The sequence below is a fragment of the Amazonocrinis nigriterrae CENA67 genome, assembly GCF_016056305.1.
GTDB lineage: Bacteria > Cyanobacteriota > Cyanobacteriia > Cyanobacteriales > Nostocaceae > Amazonocrinis > Amazonocrinis nigriterrae.
On record NZ_JAECZC010000066.1, the window covers coordinates 40,019 to 59,912 of the forward strand.

General features: G+C 40.6%; 21 protein-coding genes. 13 read left to right on the forward strand and 8 right to left on the reverse strand.

The window, feature by feature from the left end:
* Nucleotides 1-258 precede the first annotated feature (258 nt).
* On the forward strand, nucleotides 259-1,572 hold the full coding sequence (locus I8748_RS26345) for an FAD-binding oxidoreductase (protein ID WP_198127480.1): 1,314 nt from the start codon (nucleotides 259-261) through the stop codon (nucleotides 1,570-1,572).
* 55 nt (nucleotides 1,573-1,627) lie between these two features.
* Entirely contained in the window at nucleotides 1,628-2,983 is a 1,356-nt protein-coding gene (locus tag I8748_RS26350) for a (Fe-S)-binding protein (RefSeq protein WP_198127481.1), read from the forward strand.
* 208 nt (nucleotides 2,984-3,191) lie between these two features.
* Here I8748_RS26350 and I8748_RS26355 read toward each other — a convergent pair whose 3' ends face one another.
* The 4 genes from I8748_RS26355 to I8748_RS26370 all read right to left on the reverse strand — a co-directional run bounded on the left by I8748_RS26355 (nucleotide 3,192) and on the right by I8748_RS26370 (nucleotide 5,745).
* Nucleotides 3,192-3,551: a hypothetical protein gene (locus I8748_RS26355; protein WP_198127482.1), complete on the reverse strand. Its 360-nt coding sequence runs from the start codon at nucleotides 3,549-3,551 to the stop codon at nucleotides 3,192-3,194.
* Between the two features lie 47 nt (nucleotides 3,552-3,598).
* Nucleotides 3,599-3,886 (reverse strand): sll1863 family stress response protein, encoded by a 288-nt coding sequence (locus I8748_RS26360; RefSeq protein WP_198127483.1) that lies wholly within the window; start codon nucleotides 3,884-3,886, stop codon nucleotides 3,599-3,601.
* Between the two features lie 516 nt (nucleotides 3,887-4,402).
* Complete coding sequence (locus I8748_RS26365; protein WP_198127484.1) at nucleotides 4,403-5,410, reverse strand: hypothetical protein; 1,008 nt, start codon at nucleotides 5,408-5,410, stop codon at nucleotides 4,403-4,405.
* Nucleotides 5,411-5,466: 56 nt separating this feature from the next.
* Entirely contained in the window at nucleotides 5,467-5,745 is a 279-nt protein-coding gene (locus I8748_RS26370; protein WP_198127485.1) for a GlsB/YeaQ/YmgE family stress response membrane protein, read from the reverse strand.
* Between the two features lie 421 nt (nucleotides 5,746-6,166).
* Here I8748_RS26370 and I8748_RS26375 point away from each other — a divergent pair, with 421 nt between their 5' ends.
* Nucleotides 6,167-6,349 carry a CsbD family protein gene (locus tag I8748_RS26375; protein ID WP_198127486.1) on the forward strand — a complete coding sequence of 61 codons (183 nt, stop codon included), beginning with the start codon at nucleotides 6,167-6,169 and terminating at the stop codon, nucleotides 6,347-6,349.
* 227 nt (nucleotides 6,350-6,576) lie between these two features.
* Here I8748_RS26375 and I8748_RS26380 read toward each other — a convergent pair whose 3' ends face one another.
* Nucleotides 6,577-7,698: a hybrid sensor histidine kinase/response regulator gene (locus tag I8748_RS26380; protein WP_198127487.1), complete on the reverse strand. Its 1,122-nt coding sequence runs from the start codon at nucleotides 7,696-7,698 to the stop codon at nucleotides 6,577-6,579.
* Between the two features lie 432 nt (nucleotides 7,699-8,130).
* On the opposite strand from I8748_RS26380, the gene I8748_RS26385 reads away from it, so the two are divergent.
* Complete coding sequence (locus tag I8748_RS26385) at nucleotides 8,131-8,844, forward strand: response regulator (RefSeq protein ID WP_198127488.1); 714 nt, start codon at nucleotides 8,131-8,133, stop codon at nucleotides 8,842-8,844.
* Between the two features lie 212 nt (nucleotides 8,845-9,056).
* The gene (gene menB, locus I8748_RS26390) at nucleotides 9,057-9,890 is read left to right on the forward strand and encodes a 1,4-dihydroxy-2-naphthoyl-CoA synthase (protein WP_198127489.1); all 834 of its coding nucleotides are present in this window, start codon (nucleotides 9,057-9,059) and stop codon (nucleotides 9,888-9,890) included.
* A gap of 136 nt (nucleotides 9,891-10,026) precedes the next feature.
* Here the strand turns inward: menB and I8748_RS26395 are convergent, their stop codons facing one another.
* Nucleotides 10,027-10,341: a hypothetical protein gene (locus I8748_RS26395; protein ID WP_198127490.1), complete on the reverse strand. Its 315-nt coding sequence runs from the start codon at nucleotides 10,339-10,341 to the stop codon at nucleotides 10,027-10,029.
* Between the two features lie 974 nt (nucleotides 10,342-11,315).
* A complete protein-coding gene (locus tag I8748_RS26400) occupies nucleotides 11,316-11,957 on the reverse strand; it encodes a DUF721 domain-containing protein (protein WP_198127491.1) in 642 nt (213 codons plus the stop codon).
* A 159-nt stretch (nucleotides 11,958-12,116) separates the two neighbouring features.
* Between I8748_RS26400 and I8748_RS26405 the strand changes: the two genes are divergently transcribed.
* The 8 genes from I8748_RS26405 (at nucleotide 12,117) to I8748_RS26435 (ending at nucleotide 19,520) form a co-directional block, all read left to right on the forward strand.
* A complete protein-coding gene (locus tag I8748_RS26405; RefSeq protein WP_198127492.1) occupies nucleotides 12,117-13,382 on the forward strand; it encodes a hypothetical protein in 1,266 nt (421 codons plus the stop codon).
* Between the two features lie 173 nt (nucleotides 13,383-13,555).
* Nucleotides 13,556-14,263 carry a PspA/IM30 family protein gene (locus I8748_RS26410; protein WP_198127493.1) on the forward strand — a complete coding sequence of 236 codons (708 nt, stop codon included), beginning with the start codon at nucleotides 13,556-13,558 and terminating at the stop codon, nucleotides 14,261-14,263.
* A gap of 162 nt (nucleotides 14,264-14,425) precedes the next feature.
* Nucleotides 14,426-15,211, forward strand: coding sequence for a PspA/IM30 family protein (locus tag I8748_RS26415; RefSeq protein ID WP_198127494.1), 786 nt, complete (start codon nucleotides 14,426-14,428; stop codon nucleotides 15,209-15,211).
* Between the two features lie 283 nt (nucleotides 15,212-15,494).
* The gene (locus I8748_RS26420; RefSeq protein ID WP_096551780.1) at nucleotides 15,495-15,830 is read left to right on the forward strand and encodes a thioredoxin family protein; all 336 of its coding nucleotides are present in this window, start codon (nucleotides 15,495-15,497) and stop codon (nucleotides 15,828-15,830) included.
* A gap of 121 nt (nucleotides 15,831-15,951) precedes the next feature.
* Complete coding sequence (locus I8748_RS26425; protein WP_198127495.1) at nucleotides 15,952-17,151, forward strand: LL-diaminopimelate aminotransferase; 1,200 nt, start codon at nucleotides 15,952-15,954, stop codon at nucleotides 17,149-17,151.
* Nucleotides 17,152-17,339: 188 nt separating this feature from the next.
* Nucleotides 17,340-17,831, forward strand: a complete 492-nt coding sequence (locus tag I8748_RS26430) for a hypothetical protein (RefSeq protein WP_198127496.1) — start codon at nucleotides 17,340-17,342, stop codon at nucleotides 17,829-17,831.
* Between the two features lie 151 nt (nucleotides 17,832-17,982).
* Nucleotides 17,983-18,105: a hypothetical protein gene (locus tag I8748_RS35845; protein ID WP_263976747.1), complete on the forward strand. Its 123-nt coding sequence runs from the start codon at nucleotides 17,983-17,985 to the stop codon at nucleotides 18,103-18,105.
* Nucleotides 18,106-19,097: 992 nt separating this feature from the next.
* Nucleotides 19,098-19,520 carry a response regulator gene (locus tag I8748_RS26435; protein WP_198127497.1) on the forward strand — a complete coding sequence of 141 codons (423 nt, stop codon included), beginning with the start codon at nucleotides 19,098-19,100 and terminating at the stop codon, nucleotides 19,518-19,520.
* A gap of 27 nt (nucleotides 19,521-19,547) precedes the next feature.
* On the opposite strand, the gene I8748_RS26440 is transcribed toward I8748_RS26435, so the two are convergent.
* Nucleotides 19,548-19,727, reverse strand: a complete 180-nt coding sequence (locus I8748_RS26440) for a hypothetical protein (protein WP_198127498.1) — start codon at nucleotides 19,725-19,727, stop codon at nucleotides 19,548-19,550.
* Nucleotides 19,728-19,894: the final 167 nt, after the last annotated feature.

Below are 19,894 nucleotides of genomic sequence, written 5' to 3' on the forward strand. Positions count from 1 at the left end.
AGTTATCTGATGATAGAGTAAGTCATAATTAATATAATTGCTTCAGTAAAATCACTTATATTATTTCAGTAATTTTTAAATAAATTTTATTTGAATGTATTTCAAAGACAGTATTTATACTCAGATGACTTTAGCGACGTTTGTAGCGTCACCCGGAAGGAGCGACTATAGGTTTGTCTTGAGGCAAACTTTGGATAACTCTGCATTTTTTGGTGAGGTTAACCAGTAAATTAGATATGGGGAGTAAAAAATAAACTGATGAATGCGATGTCTAACGACAAGCCGCCAAGTGTCTACGCCTCTACTCTTGCATCTACCCTCGGTGACGAAAATGTTGTCTGTCTTTGGGAAAATCTCGAACTCAGCCAGCAAAAACATATCCAACAAGCGATCGCTTCCACAAATCCTCCCAGTTGTATTGTCTATCCGCGTACTACTGAACAACTAGCGGCTGTCATCGCAGTTAGTCATCGTCATAACTGGCGCGTTCTGACTTGTGGTAGTGGTAGTAAACTCACCTGGGGTGGTTTAGCTAAAGGTGCTGATGTCGTAGTCAGTACAGAACGTATCAATCAACTAATTGAACACGCAGTTGGTGATTTAACTGTCACGGTAGAAGCTGGGATGAAATTCTCTCATCTGCAAGCAATTTTGGCAGCCTCTCGCCAATTTCTGGCACTTGATCCCACAGCAGCCGAGTCAGCAACCATTGGTGGTATCGTGGCTACAGCTGATACAGGTTCGCTGCGACAACGCTATGGTAGTGTGCGAGATCAGCTTTTGGGTATTACTTTTGTGCGTGCTGATGGACAAATTGCCAAGGCTGGAGGACGAGTAGTGAAAAATGTTGCCGGATACGACTTGATGAAGTTGTTTACTGGTTCATACGGCACATTAGGGATTATTAGTCAAGTAACTTTTCGAGTTTATCCATTACCAGAATTATCGGGTACGGTGGTGCTGACTGGCACACCAGAGGCTATATCTCAAGCTGCCCAAACTCTGCGAGGTTCTGCGTTAACACCAACTCAAGCTGATTTACTTGCAACTCAACTAGTTTCTAGCTTAGATTTGGGTCAAGGGTTAGGATTAATTGCTCGTTTCCAAAGCATTAGTGAAAGTGTCAAAGAACAATCAAACCGACTTTTAGAAGTAGGAGAAAAGTTGGGTTTAGCTGGGGTAATTTATTGGGATGAGAATGAAGCTAATTTATGGCAGAGATTACAACAACAAATGCATTCTCCTGCCACAGAATCAGAAATTAGTTGCAAAATAGGAGTGTTACCTACTGCTGCTGTGGAGATTTTGACTCAAACTAAAATGGGTTTGATTCACATTGCTAGTGGTTTAGGGTGGTTGCGGTTTGAGGAACAAAATCAGGTTTTAGCAATGCGCGATCGCTGTGAACAAAATGGCGGTTTTTTAACGGTTATGGAAGCACGGATTGCGGTAAAACAGCAAATCGATGTTTGGGGTTATAAGGGTAATGCTTTACAGTTGATGCGCGGCATTAAAGAAGAGTTTGATGGTAAGAGTATTTTAAGTCCTGGTCGTTTTGTGGGTGGGATTTAGGAAACGAACCGCCAAGACGCCAAGGACGCCAAGAGAGAGGGAGAGAAGAATTAATATGCAAGTTTCAGATAATTCTGTTAATAATACGGCTAGTATCAAAAATTTGAAGGGTTTTGATGCTAATCATCCACCAGATCCAAAGTTGATTGATAGTTGTGTGCATTGTGGGTTTTGTCTTTCGACTTGTCCTAGTTATCGGGTAATTGGCAAGGAGATGGATTCCCCTAGGGGACGCATCTATTTAATGGATGCAATTAATGAGGGTGAAATTGCTTTGAATACGGCAACAACACAACATTTTGATTCTTGTTTGGGTTGTCTTGCTTGTGTGACAATTTGTCCTTCTGGTGTGCAGTATGATAAGTTAATTTCTGCAACTCGTCACCAAGTTGAACGAAATTATCCTCGGAGTTTGCCTGATAGAGTTTTTCGCCAACTGATATTTTCTCTGTTTCCTTATCCCAACGTTTTACGAGTTTTATTGGTTCCAGTATTAATTTATCAAAAGTTGGGTTTTTCTAAGTTCTTTCGCGCTACGGGTTTACTTAAGAATATATCGCCTCGTTTGGCAGCAATGGAATCAATTTTGCCAGAGGTGACTCTCAAATCTTTTCAAAGCAATTTACCTACTGTGATTCCGGCTCAAAATCAAAAGCGTTATCGAGTTGGTGTAATTTTGGGATGTGTACAACGGCTGTTTTTCTCGCCAGTGAATGAAGCTACGGTGAGGGTTTTAACAGCAAATGGTTGTGAAGTTGTGATTCCGCGATCGCAAGGTTGTTGTGCAGCACTTCCCGAACACCAAGGACAAACAGAACAAGCGAAAGCTTTAGCTAGGCAAATGATTGATAGTTTTGCAAATACTAATGTAGATTTTGTAATTATCAATGCTGCCGGTTGTGGTCATACTTTGAAAGAATACGGTCACATATTAGAAGATGACCCAGAATATCGGCAAAAGGCCAAGGATTTTGCTGCTAAAGTTAGAGATGCTCAAGAGTTTTTAGCGACAGTTGGGTTAACAACACAACTATCACCATTGACAGATAAACCATTGAATTTAGTTTATCAAGATGCATGTCATTTATTACATGGACAAAAAATTAGTGTGCAGCCTCGTCAGCTGTTGCAACAAATTCCAGATGTGAAATTAAAAGAACCTATAGACGCAGCTTTGTGTTGTGGTAGTGCCGGAGTTTATAATATGCTGCAACCAGAAGTAGCTGAGGAATTAGGTAAGCAAAAAGTACAGAACTTGCTGAATACTGGTGCTAATTTAATTGCTTCTCCTAATCCAGGTTGTACATTGCAAATTACTAAACATTTGCAATTGCAAGGTAAGGAAATTTCAGTTATCCACCCGATGGAGTTATTGGATTATTCGATTCGGGGTGTGAAGTTGGAATTGTAGATTGGGAATGTAGCAAAATTAAAAAAATTGATGGTCAAGGTTAGTTTTCTACCTTGACCATCAAACTAATCTAAACTGTACTTAATCACTTATTAGTCGTAGGGTGTGTTAACGTGACAGCGTAACGCACCTATTATTTGTTAAGCGGTGCGTTAGGCTTAACGCTGTAATGCACCTTACTGACTGACTCTAGCCTGTTGACAAATTTCTACTGATTTCCTGTCACTTTTTGTAGATAATTTTCAACTTTGTCTATTACACTAGTAGCATTTTGAGAGTTTTCAGGACGCTTCATTTTATTTTTATCAGCATCACCTTGAACTTCATTAAGACCTGCTTGTGATTTTGATTGCACTTCTTCTAAGCTAGGAGGTGCAGAACGAGCCACTTTATCGGTTTCCTTTTGAATGCCATTTAATTGTGTAGTACCTTCGGAAAGATCACTTTTTGAGCTACCAATTGCAGCCGCAGGGAAGGCGTTAGTCAAGAGTAAAGTTAAGCATAAAGCAGCTGCAATTACAAAACGGAAAGGACGGATAATAGGTTGAATGAAACGAATCAAACTCATGATTTTTCTCCTTGGTAATCAGATTGAACAAAAAATTTCACTAAATCTTACTTGAAATGAGTTGAAGCACGTTTAAAGGAAGTTTGTAGTTCATCCCAAGCGCTTTCTAAACCTGCTCTAATATCTTGCCAAGCATTGCCACTAGATGCTTTCAGTTCTTGAAGTTTTTCACGAGCTACTGCATACTTATCATTTAAAACTTCAATCTGCTCGTGATATTTATCTTTAGCATCTGCCTTGGCTAGAGATGCTTGAACTTTCAACTCATCAATTTTAGTATGCAGTTTTGAAATTTGCTCTTCCATTTCTGCTTGATATTCTTCCTTGGTTTTCATGGCTACCTCTCTAATAGGACAAAACGGTTTTTATAGTTACAAGACAAATAAAGTTGTCTTTTTTCAAATAAAAGTTTAATTTGAATGATGTTTTTCTTGCTGCATTGATTAATCAATCAATTTTGTACTAATTAAGTTATACTTGAAAATTCATAATCTCTGAATCAATCTCAAGGATAAAACAAGATAAAAATCTACCAATCTGTAGAAGCTATTATGCAATTTAAAAATAATCCTCCAGATAGAATACCTATTCAGGTGAAGATTGTTTCAATATGAATATATATAAAGTCATATTTATGATAATTATCAAAAATAAGTAGATCGGCGTAAATATTTATCGTTGGGATAAGGCAGGAGGCAGGATTAAAGAGGGTTTTAGCCTAGTTCATCTTTGTTAATATAGTTTGGTTTTTTCCCAACTACTTACTTAAAAGGAGAATTGAAAAATACATAATTTCCAATCCTCCATAGTTTACTTGTAATATTAATTTTTTGTAAGTTTGCGATTAAAAACTATTCTTTGTTCCTTAGCATCCTTCGTGTTCCTGGTTCAGCAGTCCCGTCTTGGGGGTTTACCCCATGAGGAATTGCTGAACCCGAAGGACAGTTAGTTAGAACTTGATAATTGTTGTTAATCGTATTAACAACCAGTGGGCTGTAGATATGGAAATATTCTACTCTATTAGCCTCTAAAATAGTTCTTGCGGCTGCCATTTGAATATCAGTACCGCCTATCACTACTAGATAACTTCCTGAAGCCAAACTATTTTTATAATGTTTTGCCATATTGTCAGGCATCCCCAAAATAGCCAAGTCATCTTTAATAATGACATTCATTTTGCTAATACTATCATCAACAATTGTATTTTGGGTAAATAAAGCAACTTGACTCATAGGATAGCCAGCTTCTTTTAACTCAGTAAGAGCTTGTTCTACATTTGGGTATTTATAAAAAAGACCAGCTGCATTTTTATAGCGACATGTTGAGGGAGAAGTTAGTGTATAAACTCCCCACTGTTGAACTCCAAGTTGTCCAAAAAATCTCTCAGCAAGGTGAATTTCTTGTGTTCCAGTTATGATCACTAAATAGTAACCTTGAGAGACTAAATCTATGTAAATTTTTGCTTCGTTTTCAGGAACACCTAAACCTATTAATGCACCAGCTAAACTAGCAGCAGCACCACCAGCCAGAGTAGTTGCAAGTGCTGTTGCTTCAGCACCTGCAAACATGATAGACCCAATACCAGGAATTGCTAAAACTCCTAAACCAATTAACAAGCCACGCAAACCATATAAAGCATCGCCAGTAACTGCTCTATTGACTGCTTTTTCGTCAGTTCTATTACTAGTAAGTTGTTTAACTTCAACCCCAGTAATTTTATCTTCTTGTTCTGTGTTGCGTACAATCACAGATACTTTATTCATGGGGAAATTGGCTGCTTGAAGTTCAGAAAGCACTAATTCGATATCTGAACGTTTGGCAAAAACTCCCATTGCTCTCTGCTGTATTCCTGATACCATTCTTTTGCTTTCTAAACTAGAAATATTTTTATAAGCTGTTAATTAAATTGAGGCAATTACACAGCACGCCTAGTGAATAAACCCCACAGAAAAATTAGCAACATAGCACCAAGAACGGCAAAGATAATACTTCCAATAGATAAGGCACCTGCTGATGCAGCAGCAGCACTACCACTACCTAACAAAACTTGACCAAGATAACCACCTAATAATGCTCCCAAAATTCCTAATCCAATAGTGGCAAAAATCCCACCACCTTGGTGTCCGGGATACAATGCTTTAGCTAATGCACCTGCAATTAAACCTAAAACTAACCAAGCAATAATATTACCCATATTAATTACTCCTTTCTCCCATTTAATTTGATTTGTTGTTTCACTTTTAATTCATAATAAAACATAGCTTTGCTATTCATACTCTATCTGGCGAACTAATATTGAAAATCCTCAGATAATATTTAATTATTTAAAAATAATAGCTATGTGTATAGCAATTTTTCGCCTGTATTGGATCTACCTACAGTCGCAAAGCTTTTTATCTTTCGATATACTCGCAAGTATTTAGCTCTATCTGAAGATGATTATTTCAAATCTTGAAACGGAATTTAGCTATGAAAAAAATCTATTTCAAGGACAGAAAAAAATTAATTAACTAGATTCTCTAGATAGAATACCAAAAAAAATTAACCAGGTAATCTATAAATAGTTGGATGGCTTGATAAGCCTTTAGTAAATAATCAAAATAACAGGAGATAATATGAGCCTTGAAAATAGAGCGCAAGCTGTAGCCAAAAATATTGAAGGTAAAATTCAAGAAGCAATTGGTGAAATTACTGGTAACCCAAATGACAAAGCTGAAGGACAAGCAAAGCAAGTAGAAGCTCAGATTATTCACACTAGCGAAAATATCAAAGATGAAGTCAAAAAGGTTCTGGAATAATGCAGTAAATTTTTCCTGTTCCAGATCTAGGTAACCAACCTGAAAATTACTGTTAATCTGAGTTGATAGTTACAAAATCCGTGTCTGTCCCTTTCCTCTATTGAGTGTTCACAGTGAAAATCTGTGAACACTATTTTCTTTAATTAGTTCAAAGTAAAAATTAGTATTAACTTTTTTAAGTTAGTTATATCTTTCTTGAAAACAAGCCAAATATTTTTACTTTTAAATCAATGATATTTGATATCTATGGGTAAACTGATAGTAAATGTACTTCCGTACCTTAGCTCAGACTTCACTTCAATTGAACCATGATGTGCTTCGATAATATAACGAGATAAATATAGTCCTAAACCACTACCTGAACCCTGATGTTTTCCAGGCCGAAAACGCTCAAATAGCATAGCTTGGTCTTGTTGAGAAATTCCTGGCCCTGTATCTTGAATTGCAATCAACACATGATCTTCAGCTACATTCAAGTCAACATCAATATAACCTTTTGCTGTAAATTTAATTGCATTACCTATAATGTTTGTCAAAACACGTCGCAACTCTACGCGATCGCCTGCTATGGTAGTGCTTTTTATGTCTTTTTGTTCAGTTACATTTTCTGCTAATTGAAATTTTAATTCTAGCCCTTTTTCTTCAGCTAGTGGTCTTAATTGTTGAGTGACTTCGTTAACTAATTCCTGAATATTAAATTGATAAACATTTAATTGTTTACAGCCAGCTTCATGTCTGTAAACTTCTAACAATGTATTCACCATTGCTAGTAAGTCAGTATTGCTGCCAATCATTGTATTAATTATTTCGATTAATTCTGGTGTTACAGAACAAAACATTCCTTCTCGCATTAATTTTAATACTCTGTTGGCAGCAACCAGAGGTGTTCGCAAATCGTGAGTGAACCGCGAAACAAAATCTTCTCGCAGGCTCGCCATGTGGTCGCGTTCGTCTATACTATGTTTGAGACGCAAGAGCGATCGCACTCGTGCTTGTAGCTCATCTGGGTCAAATGGTTTACGAATAAAATCATCAGCACCCGTATCAAGTCCTTCAACAACACTAGACTGAACGTGAGCAGTAATGAGCAAAATAGGGATGTATGGTAGCGCCTTATTTTGCCGCACACGATGAGTAAATTCATAACCATCTAATTCAGGCATCATCACATCTAAAAGGATTAAATCTGGTCGAAAATCTTCAACTAGACTCAAAGCAGTTTTACTATCTTCCACTAATTTAATTTCATAGTCTTCATGTTGTAAAATTGTAGCTAACAGTAGTAAATTGTCGTAAACATCATCAACAACCAAAATTCTGTCTTTTGTAGCTTTTTTTGGGAAATACATAGTTAGTTATATATAAAGGGTTTAATTCTACAATATTCAATCGTGATGAAAAGTTTGTTTATCCGCTCATGAAAGTTGATTTTCATGTTCAACAGTATTCTTGGGTTGAAGACTCCCACCTCTAGAAACCGTCTCGAACCAGGAGGGGCGCAAGGAAAAAGAGTATATCTAGTCCTGTCGTCTTTCCCCCTATCTCCTCTGCACCCATCGCCCCTGCTCCCCTTTCCACTCTATGCGCCCCATCCTCTTGTCTCCTCCTAACTCCTACCTTGTTTAAGGTTGTTACCACTACAGTAGAGTTTTTTTATGGCTTATGATAGATGTAGTTTAATAAAAAATACTAAATATCTATCGCTTGGTATAAACTTCCAAATATAGTGACGAAGTATTTTATTCTGTACTTTAGATAGATTCGGGTAGAGGTAACCAGCCATGAGTGAGATTAAGGTTCTTGTGATTGAAGACCACAACCTTACCAGAATAGGCTTAAGGGCTGCTTTACAAACCGAGGCAGAAATCAAAATTGTTGGCGAAGCCGCCAATGCAACGGATGGATTGCAACTTCTCAAGACGCTTAAGCCTGATGTTGCGACTATTGATATTGGTTTGCCCGACATGGATGGTATCGAACTGACACGTAGGTACAGGCAATACCAACAAGAAAGCCCAGAATACACAACAAAACTGCTAATTTTAACCATGCAGAACAGTGAAGAAGCTGTATTAGCTGCGTTTGGCGCAGGAGCAGATTCCTACTGCATGAAGGATATTGAAAGTGAAAAATTAGTAGATGCGGTAAAAACCACTTATACAGGTAGCCCGTGGATTGACCCAGCAATTGCAGATATTGTCCTACGACAAGTACGGCAAGATAATGTTAATGGAGGAATCAGTACAAAAAGGGTGACAATTGAGGGTCTTGACCCAGAACTTGAGAAAACAATAGAAAATTCTTCCTTGACTCAGCGGGAAATGGAAGTTTTAGAGTTGATTGTTGCTGGATGCGACAATGCAGAAATTGCCAGCAAACTTTACCTGACTGTAGGTACTGTCAAAACTCATGTTCGGGGTATTCTGGGCAAACTCTGTGTTGCTGACCGCACGCAAGCTGCTGTCCGCGCTTTACGTGCTGGTTTAGTGCAGTAAGGGGAAGGGGAAGGGGAAGGGAGAAGGGGGAGGGAAGGTTTTAATGTTGCCTTGTCCAAAGCAAAAGGACACAGATCAAAATTCTACATTGTCAAAAATAATTACTTTTTCCCTTTTACATACCTTTATTCCTTGCCCTTCTATGATATTAGCGATCGCTTGTGCCTAAGTCCGCGATAAAATTCTCAAGCACAATAGCGGACTTCATTTCTATGCAAATTAACTGGCAAACCGCCAAAACCTACGAAGATATTCTGTATCACAAAACCGATGGTATAGCCAAAATCACCATCAACCGTCCCCACAAACGCAATGCTTTCCGCCCTAAAACAGTCTTTGAACTGTATGATGCTTTCTGTGATGCCCGTGAAGATACATCTATTGGTGTAGTTCTATTTACGGGTGCAGGGCCACACACTGATGGGAAATATGCCTTTTGCGCTGGTGGCGACCAAAGTGTCCGCGGACATGCGGGTTATGTTGATGATGCTGGCATCCCCCGCTTGAATGTGCTGGATTTACAACGCCTGATTCGTTCCATGCCCAAAGTAGTCATTGCTTTGGTAGCTGGGTATGCGATCGGTGGTGGTCACGTCCTACACTTAATTTGTGACCTTAGCATCGCCGCTGATAACGCCATTTTTGGCCAAACTGGCCCCAAAGTCGGTAGTTTTGATGGTGGTTTTGGAGCAAGCTACCTCGCCCGCATTGTTGGACAAAAAAAAGCGCGAGAAATTTGGTTTCTTTGCCGCCAATATAATGCACAACAAGCGCAAGAAATGGGTTTAGTTAATTGCGTTGTTCCTGTAGAACAACTAGAAGCAGAAGGCATTCAATGGGCGCAAGAAATTTTAGAAAAAAGTCCGATCGCGATTCGCTGTCTCAAAGCAGCATTCAACGCTGATTGTGATGGACAAGCTGGCTTACAAGAACTTGCCGGAAATGCCACCTTACTCTACTACATGACAGAAGAAGGAGCCGAGGGAAAACAAGCCTTTCTCGAAAAACGTTCACCCAATTTTCGTAGCTTCCCCTGGTTACCTTAAAAAATGTACAAATCGCACCTTTGCTTTCAGCAAGGTGCGATTTTTGAAGCAAGATGTCAAATTTTACAGCACTAGAAATTTTAAAGATAAATCTTATTGTAAGCAGACCAAACGCGCGTCTAGGTATCAACGCTGGCTAAATTCGTACTGCCCTAGCCTCAGCCTCTTGTAAGGAACAGTTAACTATTTCCTCCACAGGGGCAACAGCCGCATTATCTACATTAGAAGCCATAGAGTGAGAAGAAGCTAAGATCCTTGTTGCATCTGGTAAGCTCCAAACATCTTCTAAACTTTCCCAAGAAGGTGCAAAAGGTGGAAGTGCCAAAGAGCAAGCTTTCCAACTTGCTTGAACTGGCGCTTCCAACTGCTGGCACATTCCGCCACGGCGACCCTCTGGCTTGTAATGGCGACAATATCGACAGGCAGATGTCAAGAATTTAATGGGTTTCATTTTAGTTCATCTTTAGTGCCGTTTCGGGCTGATTTGCATCCCTATATTTTGCTACTAGATATAAATACGGAATATAGCCAAAAACCCGTTATCCTCTCTATGTTCTAGCGATCCCCAGCCAAAAATAAACTTTAGGATGTTTTTAGATTCTTGTTATATTTTTAAATGATTACTAAAGTGGATACATACTGAATTTTGACTAAAAATAGTTGGGGATCAAGGCTAAAATTACTATTATAGATTTAAATAAAATTTTTACTTTATCCTTAAGACATATATTACTCATCTTGTTTGTGCTAAATGACTGTTCATCTCTAAATCTAGTTGGCATTATTTTATATAAATTTTTCTAATGCCTCAAAACGATAACTTGTCTCACCAAACCGCAAGTTAGCTGAGGTTCTATCCTATTGAGATAATAAGCGCCAAACTGTTTTGGCAGTAATGAGGTTGAGACTGAAAATTAAATCCTCTCTGCTATCTTGTGAACTGGCCTAGAAATCAGGTGCTAGCCAATAAAAAATATCCAATCGTTCTTAGAGCAAGAAAGGCAGTGCTAAACTTAGCCTTCTAGTTTGGGAGTGATGGCACGAGGGTTGCTAACCCTCGCAAATCGCAACCGACTACAAGCGAAGACACTGCTTTGAATTTACCTGTTTGTTAGATGAATCTGTATGTTTTTGGCAAAAGCTAACAATCAAACTCCTTTCCAACACTTTCTAACTTTTTGTTCAAAGGCTATCTCTTATACCCATATTTCTTAATATTTGCCAAACGATGGCCGTTAAAGGGTTTTCAAAATTTACCTTGAGTCTATCTCAAATAACAATTGCTCTATTTTTGTTACTAAAACATTAATTTTGTTGAGAAATATTTATACAGCCATCAGCCTTTGACTGTCCAACTATGAGAATTGTTCCAAATATCAAAACAGAATGGTCAATGGTCATTAGTTAGGAGTTAGGAGTTAGGAGTTAGGAGTTATTCTCCTCATCTCCCTCTGCTTCGCCTGCTCCCCTGCTCCCACTGCTCCCCTGCTCCCTTGCCCCCCTGCCCCCTTGCCCTTTATTTGATAACTGCTTGGCAGCACACAAAGAACAGACCTGCCAGCGTTGCAGTTCACCGGGTGGGGTGGGACATTGACATTGGGGACAAACAGGTAAGCCATGCGATCGCGCTTGCATTTTCTTTGCCCAGTTCCCAAAAGCAGTATTCGCGTTTTCAATAGTCGGCTTCATATCATGGCGGGGGCTATTAACATCACCCAGGTAACTAGGATGCTCCTGTGGCAAAATCGCTGGTGGTTGCTGAGCCACCTCTGGTAAACGCCGCCATTCAGCAGTAGAAAAGCGAATATCTACTAAAGGCATGGGTAGCTTTTGATTTAACTTTAAAAGTAGAGTCTGGCGTGCAAAAGTTAGGTTCTGCGCCCAAGCAGCACTAGAAGTTGCCACTCGCAAAACGTCACGCTGAATTGACAATGGTCGAGTCTGGGCAGCAACGGCTGCTCCCACAACTTCTGTCCAACACTGGAGTAAACGCGCAAATGGCTGCTCTTGCCATTTAGCTTGCTGTTCCAGAACACCTAAAATATCATTTACTGATTTTAACGACATCTTTGAAAGGGGGAGTAGGGAGTAGCGAGTGGGGAGTAGGGGGATGAGGGAGAATAACAACTAACAACTGACAACTAACTTCTTGTAGATAATTTTCGCTAGTATTGGCACAAATATATCTAAAGTTCATCCAGCACTACACGTTTCAGGCACGAGGCAATGAGTCAAAACCCTTTGATAGATTCCAGCACTCAATCGTCTAAAACATCTGGGTTAAAGCCGACATTAGCGGCTGCACTGGCGAGTTTGGAGGTGCAACTAGATCAGGAGTTAGCCCGATACCGACGCACGCGAATTGGTACGAGGACACCAAACCAAACCCGTGTGGGCAGTTACCTCAACAGTCAACCCCAAGAGTTAACGGACATCACTGCTACAGTGGTTAAAACTCAGCCACCGATAGCAGAAATCAAAACTGATGCACCGCCTGCATCTGTGCTTGATGAGACTCCTCAAACTCACCCAGCACCAGCGACGCCAAAGGCTGAAACACTGGATAATCCTCAAGTGTCCTCTAACTCTGAATCTATCAAAACAGAAGATCCACCGCCCTTGTCAAATACTAGTAGCATAGTGCCTGCGGCAGTTCAGGATACTCAAAAGGAAAATCTCCCACAGGCAAATGACACTCCCAAACAGCCAGATGACTATTTGGAATCGAGTGAAGCACTGCTGCGAAGTTTGACAGATGAACAATCGCAAACCAAAAAGCCCAGCAATTCTAACGACAGTCTGTTATCACCTTTGGGTGTAGGCTCCATGCTGCTGCTATTAGTGGCGAGTATTACTTTGGGTTATGTAGTGTTTAATCCCAAAAGCTTGCCCCAATTGAATCTAGGCAAATTGTTTAATGGCAACTCGTCTCCTAGTCCGGAAAATGCTGCCTCAGTTGAGACTAATCCCCAATCTCAGGAATCTCAGCCTCAGCCTGAACTCACGCCCATACCCAAGTATCCGAATTTAGCCGCCAAAGAGTTTGCCCCGCTAAGAGATCCTAATGATGTAGTTGGCTTACAGCCCAAAATTCAACCAACCCCTACAACATTACCTAACCCGATTTTTAGCCAAACTCCTGTCAATCCTCCAGCTGTCAACCCACTACCAGTCAATCCGCTACCACAGACCCAACCCTTACCTCCGGTGTTGCCTCCCATCTCACAGCTACAACCTACACCCGTACCAACTACAACCCCACCAAAAGCGATCGCTCAAATCACACCAGCAGCAGATGGGTTTTATCATATAGTCACAGACAATCAAAATAATGGCTCTTTAACTGCTGCACGGAAAGTAGTTCCCGATGCTTATTTATCACGCAGCCAAAAATTGATTTATCTAGCTGCTGTGAAAACTAAAGAGGAAGCACAACAAAGATTACAAAAACTACAGTCCAAGGGAATCAAAGCCCGAATTGACCAGCCATGAGTTGTAAATATCTACGATAGGATGAGGGAATTGGGAATTGGTAATTGGTAATTGGTAATTGGGGATTGGATTTTACTATTACCCATTACCCATCACCCATCACCCCATTCCCCAGTCACCAGTCCCCAGCCTGGCGCGAAGGGTTTTGAGCAAAAAGTGGATGGAAAACTGACATGGAACTTATTAATCGTATCCTGCGGGTGATTCGCGCTAATCTGAATAGTTTAATAGGCAGTGCAGAAGATCCTGAAAAGGTTTTAGAACAAGTTGTCACAGAGATGCAAGAAAATTTGGTGCGATTGCGGCAGGGAATAGCACAAGCGATCGCTACCCAAAAACGCACCGAACGACAAGCTGCGGCTGCTCAGTCAAACTCAGAAGAATGGTATCGCCGCGCCCAACTGGCACTACAACAAGGTAATGAACCTCTAGCACGAGAAGCTCTCACAAAACGCCGAGCTTACACTGAAACAGCAAAAGCCCTCTCTAACCAAATAGGGCAGCAAAACGAGGTGGTAACTAGGCTCAAAAAGGATATGCGGACGCTAGAGTTAAAAATTGCTGACGCCAAAACCAAAAAAGATATGTACATTGCTCGCGCCCGTTCTGCCGAAGCATCCTATCGACTTCAAGAAATGCTTGATGGAGTTTCTGCTAACAGCAGCCTGAATGCTTTTGAGCGCATGGAAGAAAAAGTTTTGCAGATAGAAGCCAAACAAAGCGCGATCGCTCAGCTCGGTGGTGATGACCTACAAAAACAATTTGACTCTTTAGCATCTGCTAGTGACATCGATACAGAACTAGCAGCGATGAAGGTACAGGTATTGAATGAAGCTAAAAACCCACAGCCGCAACAGTTAAGCGAAAGTCCACAGCCTTGAAGATGAGGCAAGTACTAAAGTTAAAGTAGATATTAACAAGAAACAGCTGTTGGCATGTACCGAACCAAACCGGAAAGATTACATTGAAATAGGAAGCTATTAAATACTAAAAAAGCTAACTTTCTGACAAAGCGCGTAAACTCCAAAAGGAAAAACAAAGTTATGGGATTATTTGATCGTATTAGGCGAGTAGTTAGTGCTAACCTCAACGACCTGGTTAATAAAGCTGAAGACCCAGAAAAAATGCTAGAGCAAGCCATCCTAGAAATGCAGGAAGACTTGGTACAGTTGCGTCAGGGAGTTGCCCAGGCGATCGCAGCCCAAAAACGTACAGAAAAACAGTACAATGATGCCCAAAATGAAATCAATAAGTGGCAACGCAATGCCCAACTAGCATTGCAAAAAGGCGATGAAAACCTAGCAAGACAAGCCCTAGAACGCAAAAAGACTTATAGCGACACCAGCACGGCTCTCAAAACTAGCCTAGATCAGCAAAGCACTCAGGTTGAAACCCTCAAGCGCAACTTAATCCAGCTGGAAAGCAAAATCTCTGAGGCCAAAACCAAAAAAGAAATGCTCAAAGCGCGGATCACCACTGCCAAAGCCCAAGAGCAACTCGAAGGTATGGTGCGAGGGATGAATACCAACAGCGCTATGGCTGCTTTCGAGCGCATGGAAGAAAAAGTCCTGATGCAAGAAGCCCGCGCCCAGTCAGCAGCAGAGTTGGCAGGTGCAGACCTAGAAAGTCAATTTGCACGCTTAGAATCTAGTAGCGATGTTGATGATGAATTGGCAGCTTTGAAAGCGTCACTAGCACCCGCCAGTCCCCCAAATCAACCCCAACTGCCACCACAACAACAAACCACCCCTTCCACCAACCCTACTCAATCTCATGAAGTGGTTGATGCCGAGTTGGAATCCCTACGCAAGCAATTGGATCAAATGTAACAATTGCTCTCATCTGATTTGCGCTAGTCCCACGCCTGTTGGTTGTGGGATTTTGTGTCAGTTGTCAGTTGTCAGTTGTCAGTTGTCAGTTGTCAGTTGTTAAGAGGCAGAAGTTCAGTGTTATTTTTTTCATCTCTCCCATCTCCCTCATCCCCCCTGCTCCCCTGCTCCCTCTGCTCTCCTGCTCTCTCCTTTATCCACTGACAACTGACAACTGACTCTCAGTTTGGGATAGAGTATTTTGTGTGCCAACTTTGAACGATGCCACCTAATGGAGACTGCAATGAGTAAGGGTGTAACCACCATCACTGATGCTGAGTTTGAAACCGAAGTGTTGCAAGCCGAGCAGCCTGTATTAGTTTACTTTTGGGCTTCCTGGTGTGGGCCGTGTCAATTGATGTCGCCAATGATTAACCAGGCTGCTACAAAATATAGCGATCGCCTGAAAATCGTCAAGATAGAAGTTGACCCAAATCCTGTTACTGTCAAAAAGTACCAAGTAGAAGGTGTTCCAGCCCTCAGACTCATTCAAGGAGAAAAACTATTAGCATCCACTGAGGGAGTTATTGGTAAAGATAAATTACTCGAACTCTTAGATAAGCATTTAAATAGTAATTAGTCAATAGTCATTAGTCCAGAGTCAATAGTCAACAGCCAATAGTTTATGAGTTATTGACGACCATTGACCATTGACTACTGAACATTGACTATTGACCATTGACCATTGACCATTGACTAACATGCAATTTGCAAAGCGTTTACAACCCCTACAATTCAATGTCTTTGCTGAGATGGATAGAGCCAAGGCAGTGGCTCGCTCAGCAGGACGAGAAATCATTGATTTGTCGCTAGGGTCTTCTGATTTACCTGCCCAAGCACACGTCATTGAAGCGATCGCCCAATCTCTGTATGACCAAAGTACCCACGGCTACTTGCTGTTTCACGGTACTCTAGCATTTCGTCAAGCCGCAGCTAACTGGTACGAACAAAAATTTGGCATCAGCGTCGATCCAGAAACTGAGGTATTGCCTCTGATTGGTTCTCAAGAAGGTACTGCCCATTTACCCCTAGCACTGCTCGACCCCGGAGATTTTGCCCTGTTGCTCGATCCAGGCTACCCTTCCCATGCCGGAGGAGTCTACTTAGCTGGTGGGCAAATCTACCCAATGCCACTACTAGCAGAAAACGATTTTCTACCAGTATTTACTGATATTCCTGACCCTGTTTTAGCCCAGTCACGGATGATGGTGTTGAGCTATCCTCATAATCCAACTGCAGCGATCGCTCCAATATCTTTCTTCCAAGAAGCTGTAGCATTTTGTCAACAACACAATCTTGTTCTGGTTCACGATTTCCCCTACGTAGATTTGGTATTTGCAGAATCTAGAGATTGGGAAGAAAATATCCAAAATCCAAAATCTCCTGTGCCTTCAATTCTGCAAGCTGACCCAGACAAAAGTGTTTCGATTGAATTTTTCACCCTTTCAAAATCCTACAATATGGGCGGATTCCGTATTGGTTACGCCATCGGCAATGCTCAGTTGATTAACGCTTTACGCCAAGTCAAAGCAGCCGTCGATTTTAATCAGTATCGGGGAATTTTGAATGGGGCGATCGCTGCTCTGGCTGGGCCACAAGCAGGAGTAACAGATTCAGTCAATATTTTCCGCAAACGCCGTGATGCTTTCATCAATGCTTTACACAGCATCGGTTGGCAAGTTCCTACTCCCAAAGCGACCATGTATATCTGGGCTAAGCTACCCTCACCGTGGAATCAAAATTCTGTAGAATTTTGTACTCAGTTGGTCAAACAAACTGGTGTTGCTGCTTCTCCTGGCGCTGGTTTTGGCAAATCCGGAGAAGGATATGTCCGCTTTGCTTTGGTGCATGAGCCACCTTTGTTAGAAACTGCTGTCCAAAGAATTGCGGAGTTCCTCTAATTCAAGGATAAAGTTTTTATCTTAGCCTCACAGTAAATTTATATTTTACCACCTGTACTGAGTCTATTTTTGGGATAAACTACGAACAAAGTCTCTGCAAGTATTAAATATACTAAGGCTAAACAGTAAACAGTATCTTTACTGTTTGGCTAAAATTTTATCCCCAAAAGCTCAGTAACACAGTGTGCATGGCAGGCAATCTCAAAAAAATAGGCATTTGTGCTTTAACTTTCGCTGTTATTGGTGTGTTATGTCAGCGTCCTCTTTGGGCGTTAACTACTGCGTCAACACCAGCTACTCTCCTCACAAAAATTTATCTTGACGTTGACAGTCACCAAGCTGCAAATACACTCAGTATTGGGGAAGTTACAGATGAGAGCAACTTAGAGGCAAATGAGTTAATATTGCTTGCCAAACGCAATACAGAGGAAATTAGTCAAGTTAGTCAAGTCACTGAGGTGAGAGTTGACGATACAACTCGCTACTACATCACTCAAGAGCCTACTGCTACACAACAAACCTACACACCTTTATATAGAAATACCTTGGCGAAGGTAACTAACGCACCCCGCAAACGAAAAGTGCCAGAACCCTCAGCCCTAGTAGGACTAATTGCCATGATTGGCTGGTTCGGAACTCAAGGGCAAAACTCGAGAACTTACAAATCAAAAAATATCTAATAGCTTTGGGAGCAAGGGAGTAGGCGCAGCGCCTAACTCGCAATTGCAAGAGCGCAAGAAACGAAGTGCGAAGCGCGAAGCGGTAGCAAGGAACGAGCGTCGGAATGAGCGTCACCCAAAGGGCAATTTGCAATTAAGAAATTCAGATTGTATGGCAGTCGAAGCATACTTTAGGACAGTGCTGATTGCTCAAAGCCTTAAAATAACTTGGTTTTTACTCAGCAATGCCACATACGCGGCTGTCTGGCGATCGAACGCAGTGGCTCCACGATAGCGGGTTCGCCGTTATACCATTTCACTAAATAAATGATACAAATAATTTCTCCTCTGCCCCCCTGCTCCTCTGCTCCTCTGCTTGCCTAAATGTATCAAATTTAAAGTGAAACGGTATTAGGCGTTCTCGTACCCCTACGCTTAAGCAAGCTAGCAAGAGCGTCTTTGAAGGAGAAGAGTAGCCGCACCAAGCGTCTACAGAACTCAGCAACGCCACATGCTCCACTTGGTGAGGCAGTCGGAGTCTTGGACGCCACTTGCTTTATGCCGGGGAACCCGTCCACCGCAGTGGCTCCGGTTTCCGCCGTTAGCGCAGCTAAGCCGTGTCTTCTCCCAAAGGGAGACGCCAAAGGCGAACGAGCGTCTGGGGGCTGCCTCACCGCAGTGGCTCCTCAGCACTTTGCTATATCTAGGTTTCAAGGTTTGAATCTGTTGCCGAATTTTAGAGAATTGGTATTACTCCATTGCAATTCACTATATTTCTCCCTCATCTCCCCATATGAGCGACTTGACAGCGAAACAGTATCAGTTATTTTTTTACAAAATATTTATCTTTATACTGTGTAATTACTGATGTATTCTCAACTATTATGTACACAATAGTTTAAATATATTTATTCGGAATAAATAGCACGATTTCTTTTAAAAAAAACTTAAAATTTTATTAAACTGCTGCAAAAGTAAGCAAAATCATGATTAGATTTAAAAGAATTTTCATTACTAGGTTAATATCCTCAAGTATGAAAGCACACATAAATAGAATTTATGTAAAATCTGGCTTCCTGACACAATTGTAGGAATCCTATTTAATTTTTGACCAAACTCAGTACACTTATACTATCTTTTTCCTGTTAAGAGTTAAGAGCCTACACAAGTAAGTTTAGAAATAAAACTAGACTACTATAGCATTTTTCTGAGTTTAAAACCTTGAATCTATACTAATCAAGTTTCTTGGCCAAATAAATAACTTTTGACATAAGATGATAGGTAAAAATGACAGCAAATCTATTTACTATAGAACGACAATTAAAGTTGCATCAACCAAGACGAGTTCTACTAATTGAAGATAATGATATCAATAGAATGTTGCTGAGCGACTATCTCAGCTATTGTGGATACGATGTCCAAAGTCTATCAGATGGCTCTGCTTTATTCGCAACTATAGAAACATTCCAGCCGGAGTTAGTGTTGTTAGACCTGAAATTACCGGGCATTGACGGTTATTTATTAATAGAACAAATTCAACAAAAACCAAATTGCTCAAAAATACCTATCATAGTAGTTTCAGCTTTTGCTTTTAAAGCCGATAAAGAACGAGCTATAAATTTGGGTGCTAAACGTTACCTAATTAAACCGATAAATCTAACTGAACTGCTACTAACAATTGAAGAAGAGTTATCTTGTATTCATATCTAATCTTAATGTTGATTGCTTAGTCTAGATTTATTTAGTTTTTTCATTGTTAATAAATTCTTCAACACTTTCACTCAGGTGTTGTACTGAATTGCCAATTTCATAAATTTTCTGTTGTACTTGCGCTAGTAGTAAAACTGCTGTTTGTAGTTCATTTAATGCTTCATCCATAGCCTGGCGGTAAGTAGATTCAAATTCTTGTAGATTCATAAATAACTCCCCCGTTAAATAACTTCAGTATTTATAATTACAATCATAGTCATAGATATTCAGTTGCTAAAACCGTTAATTCGCTTAATATTTGACGTTCGATTAAAAATCCGAAATATTGCCTATTGTTTTGTGACTGACGAAAACTTTTATTTGATTAATTAATG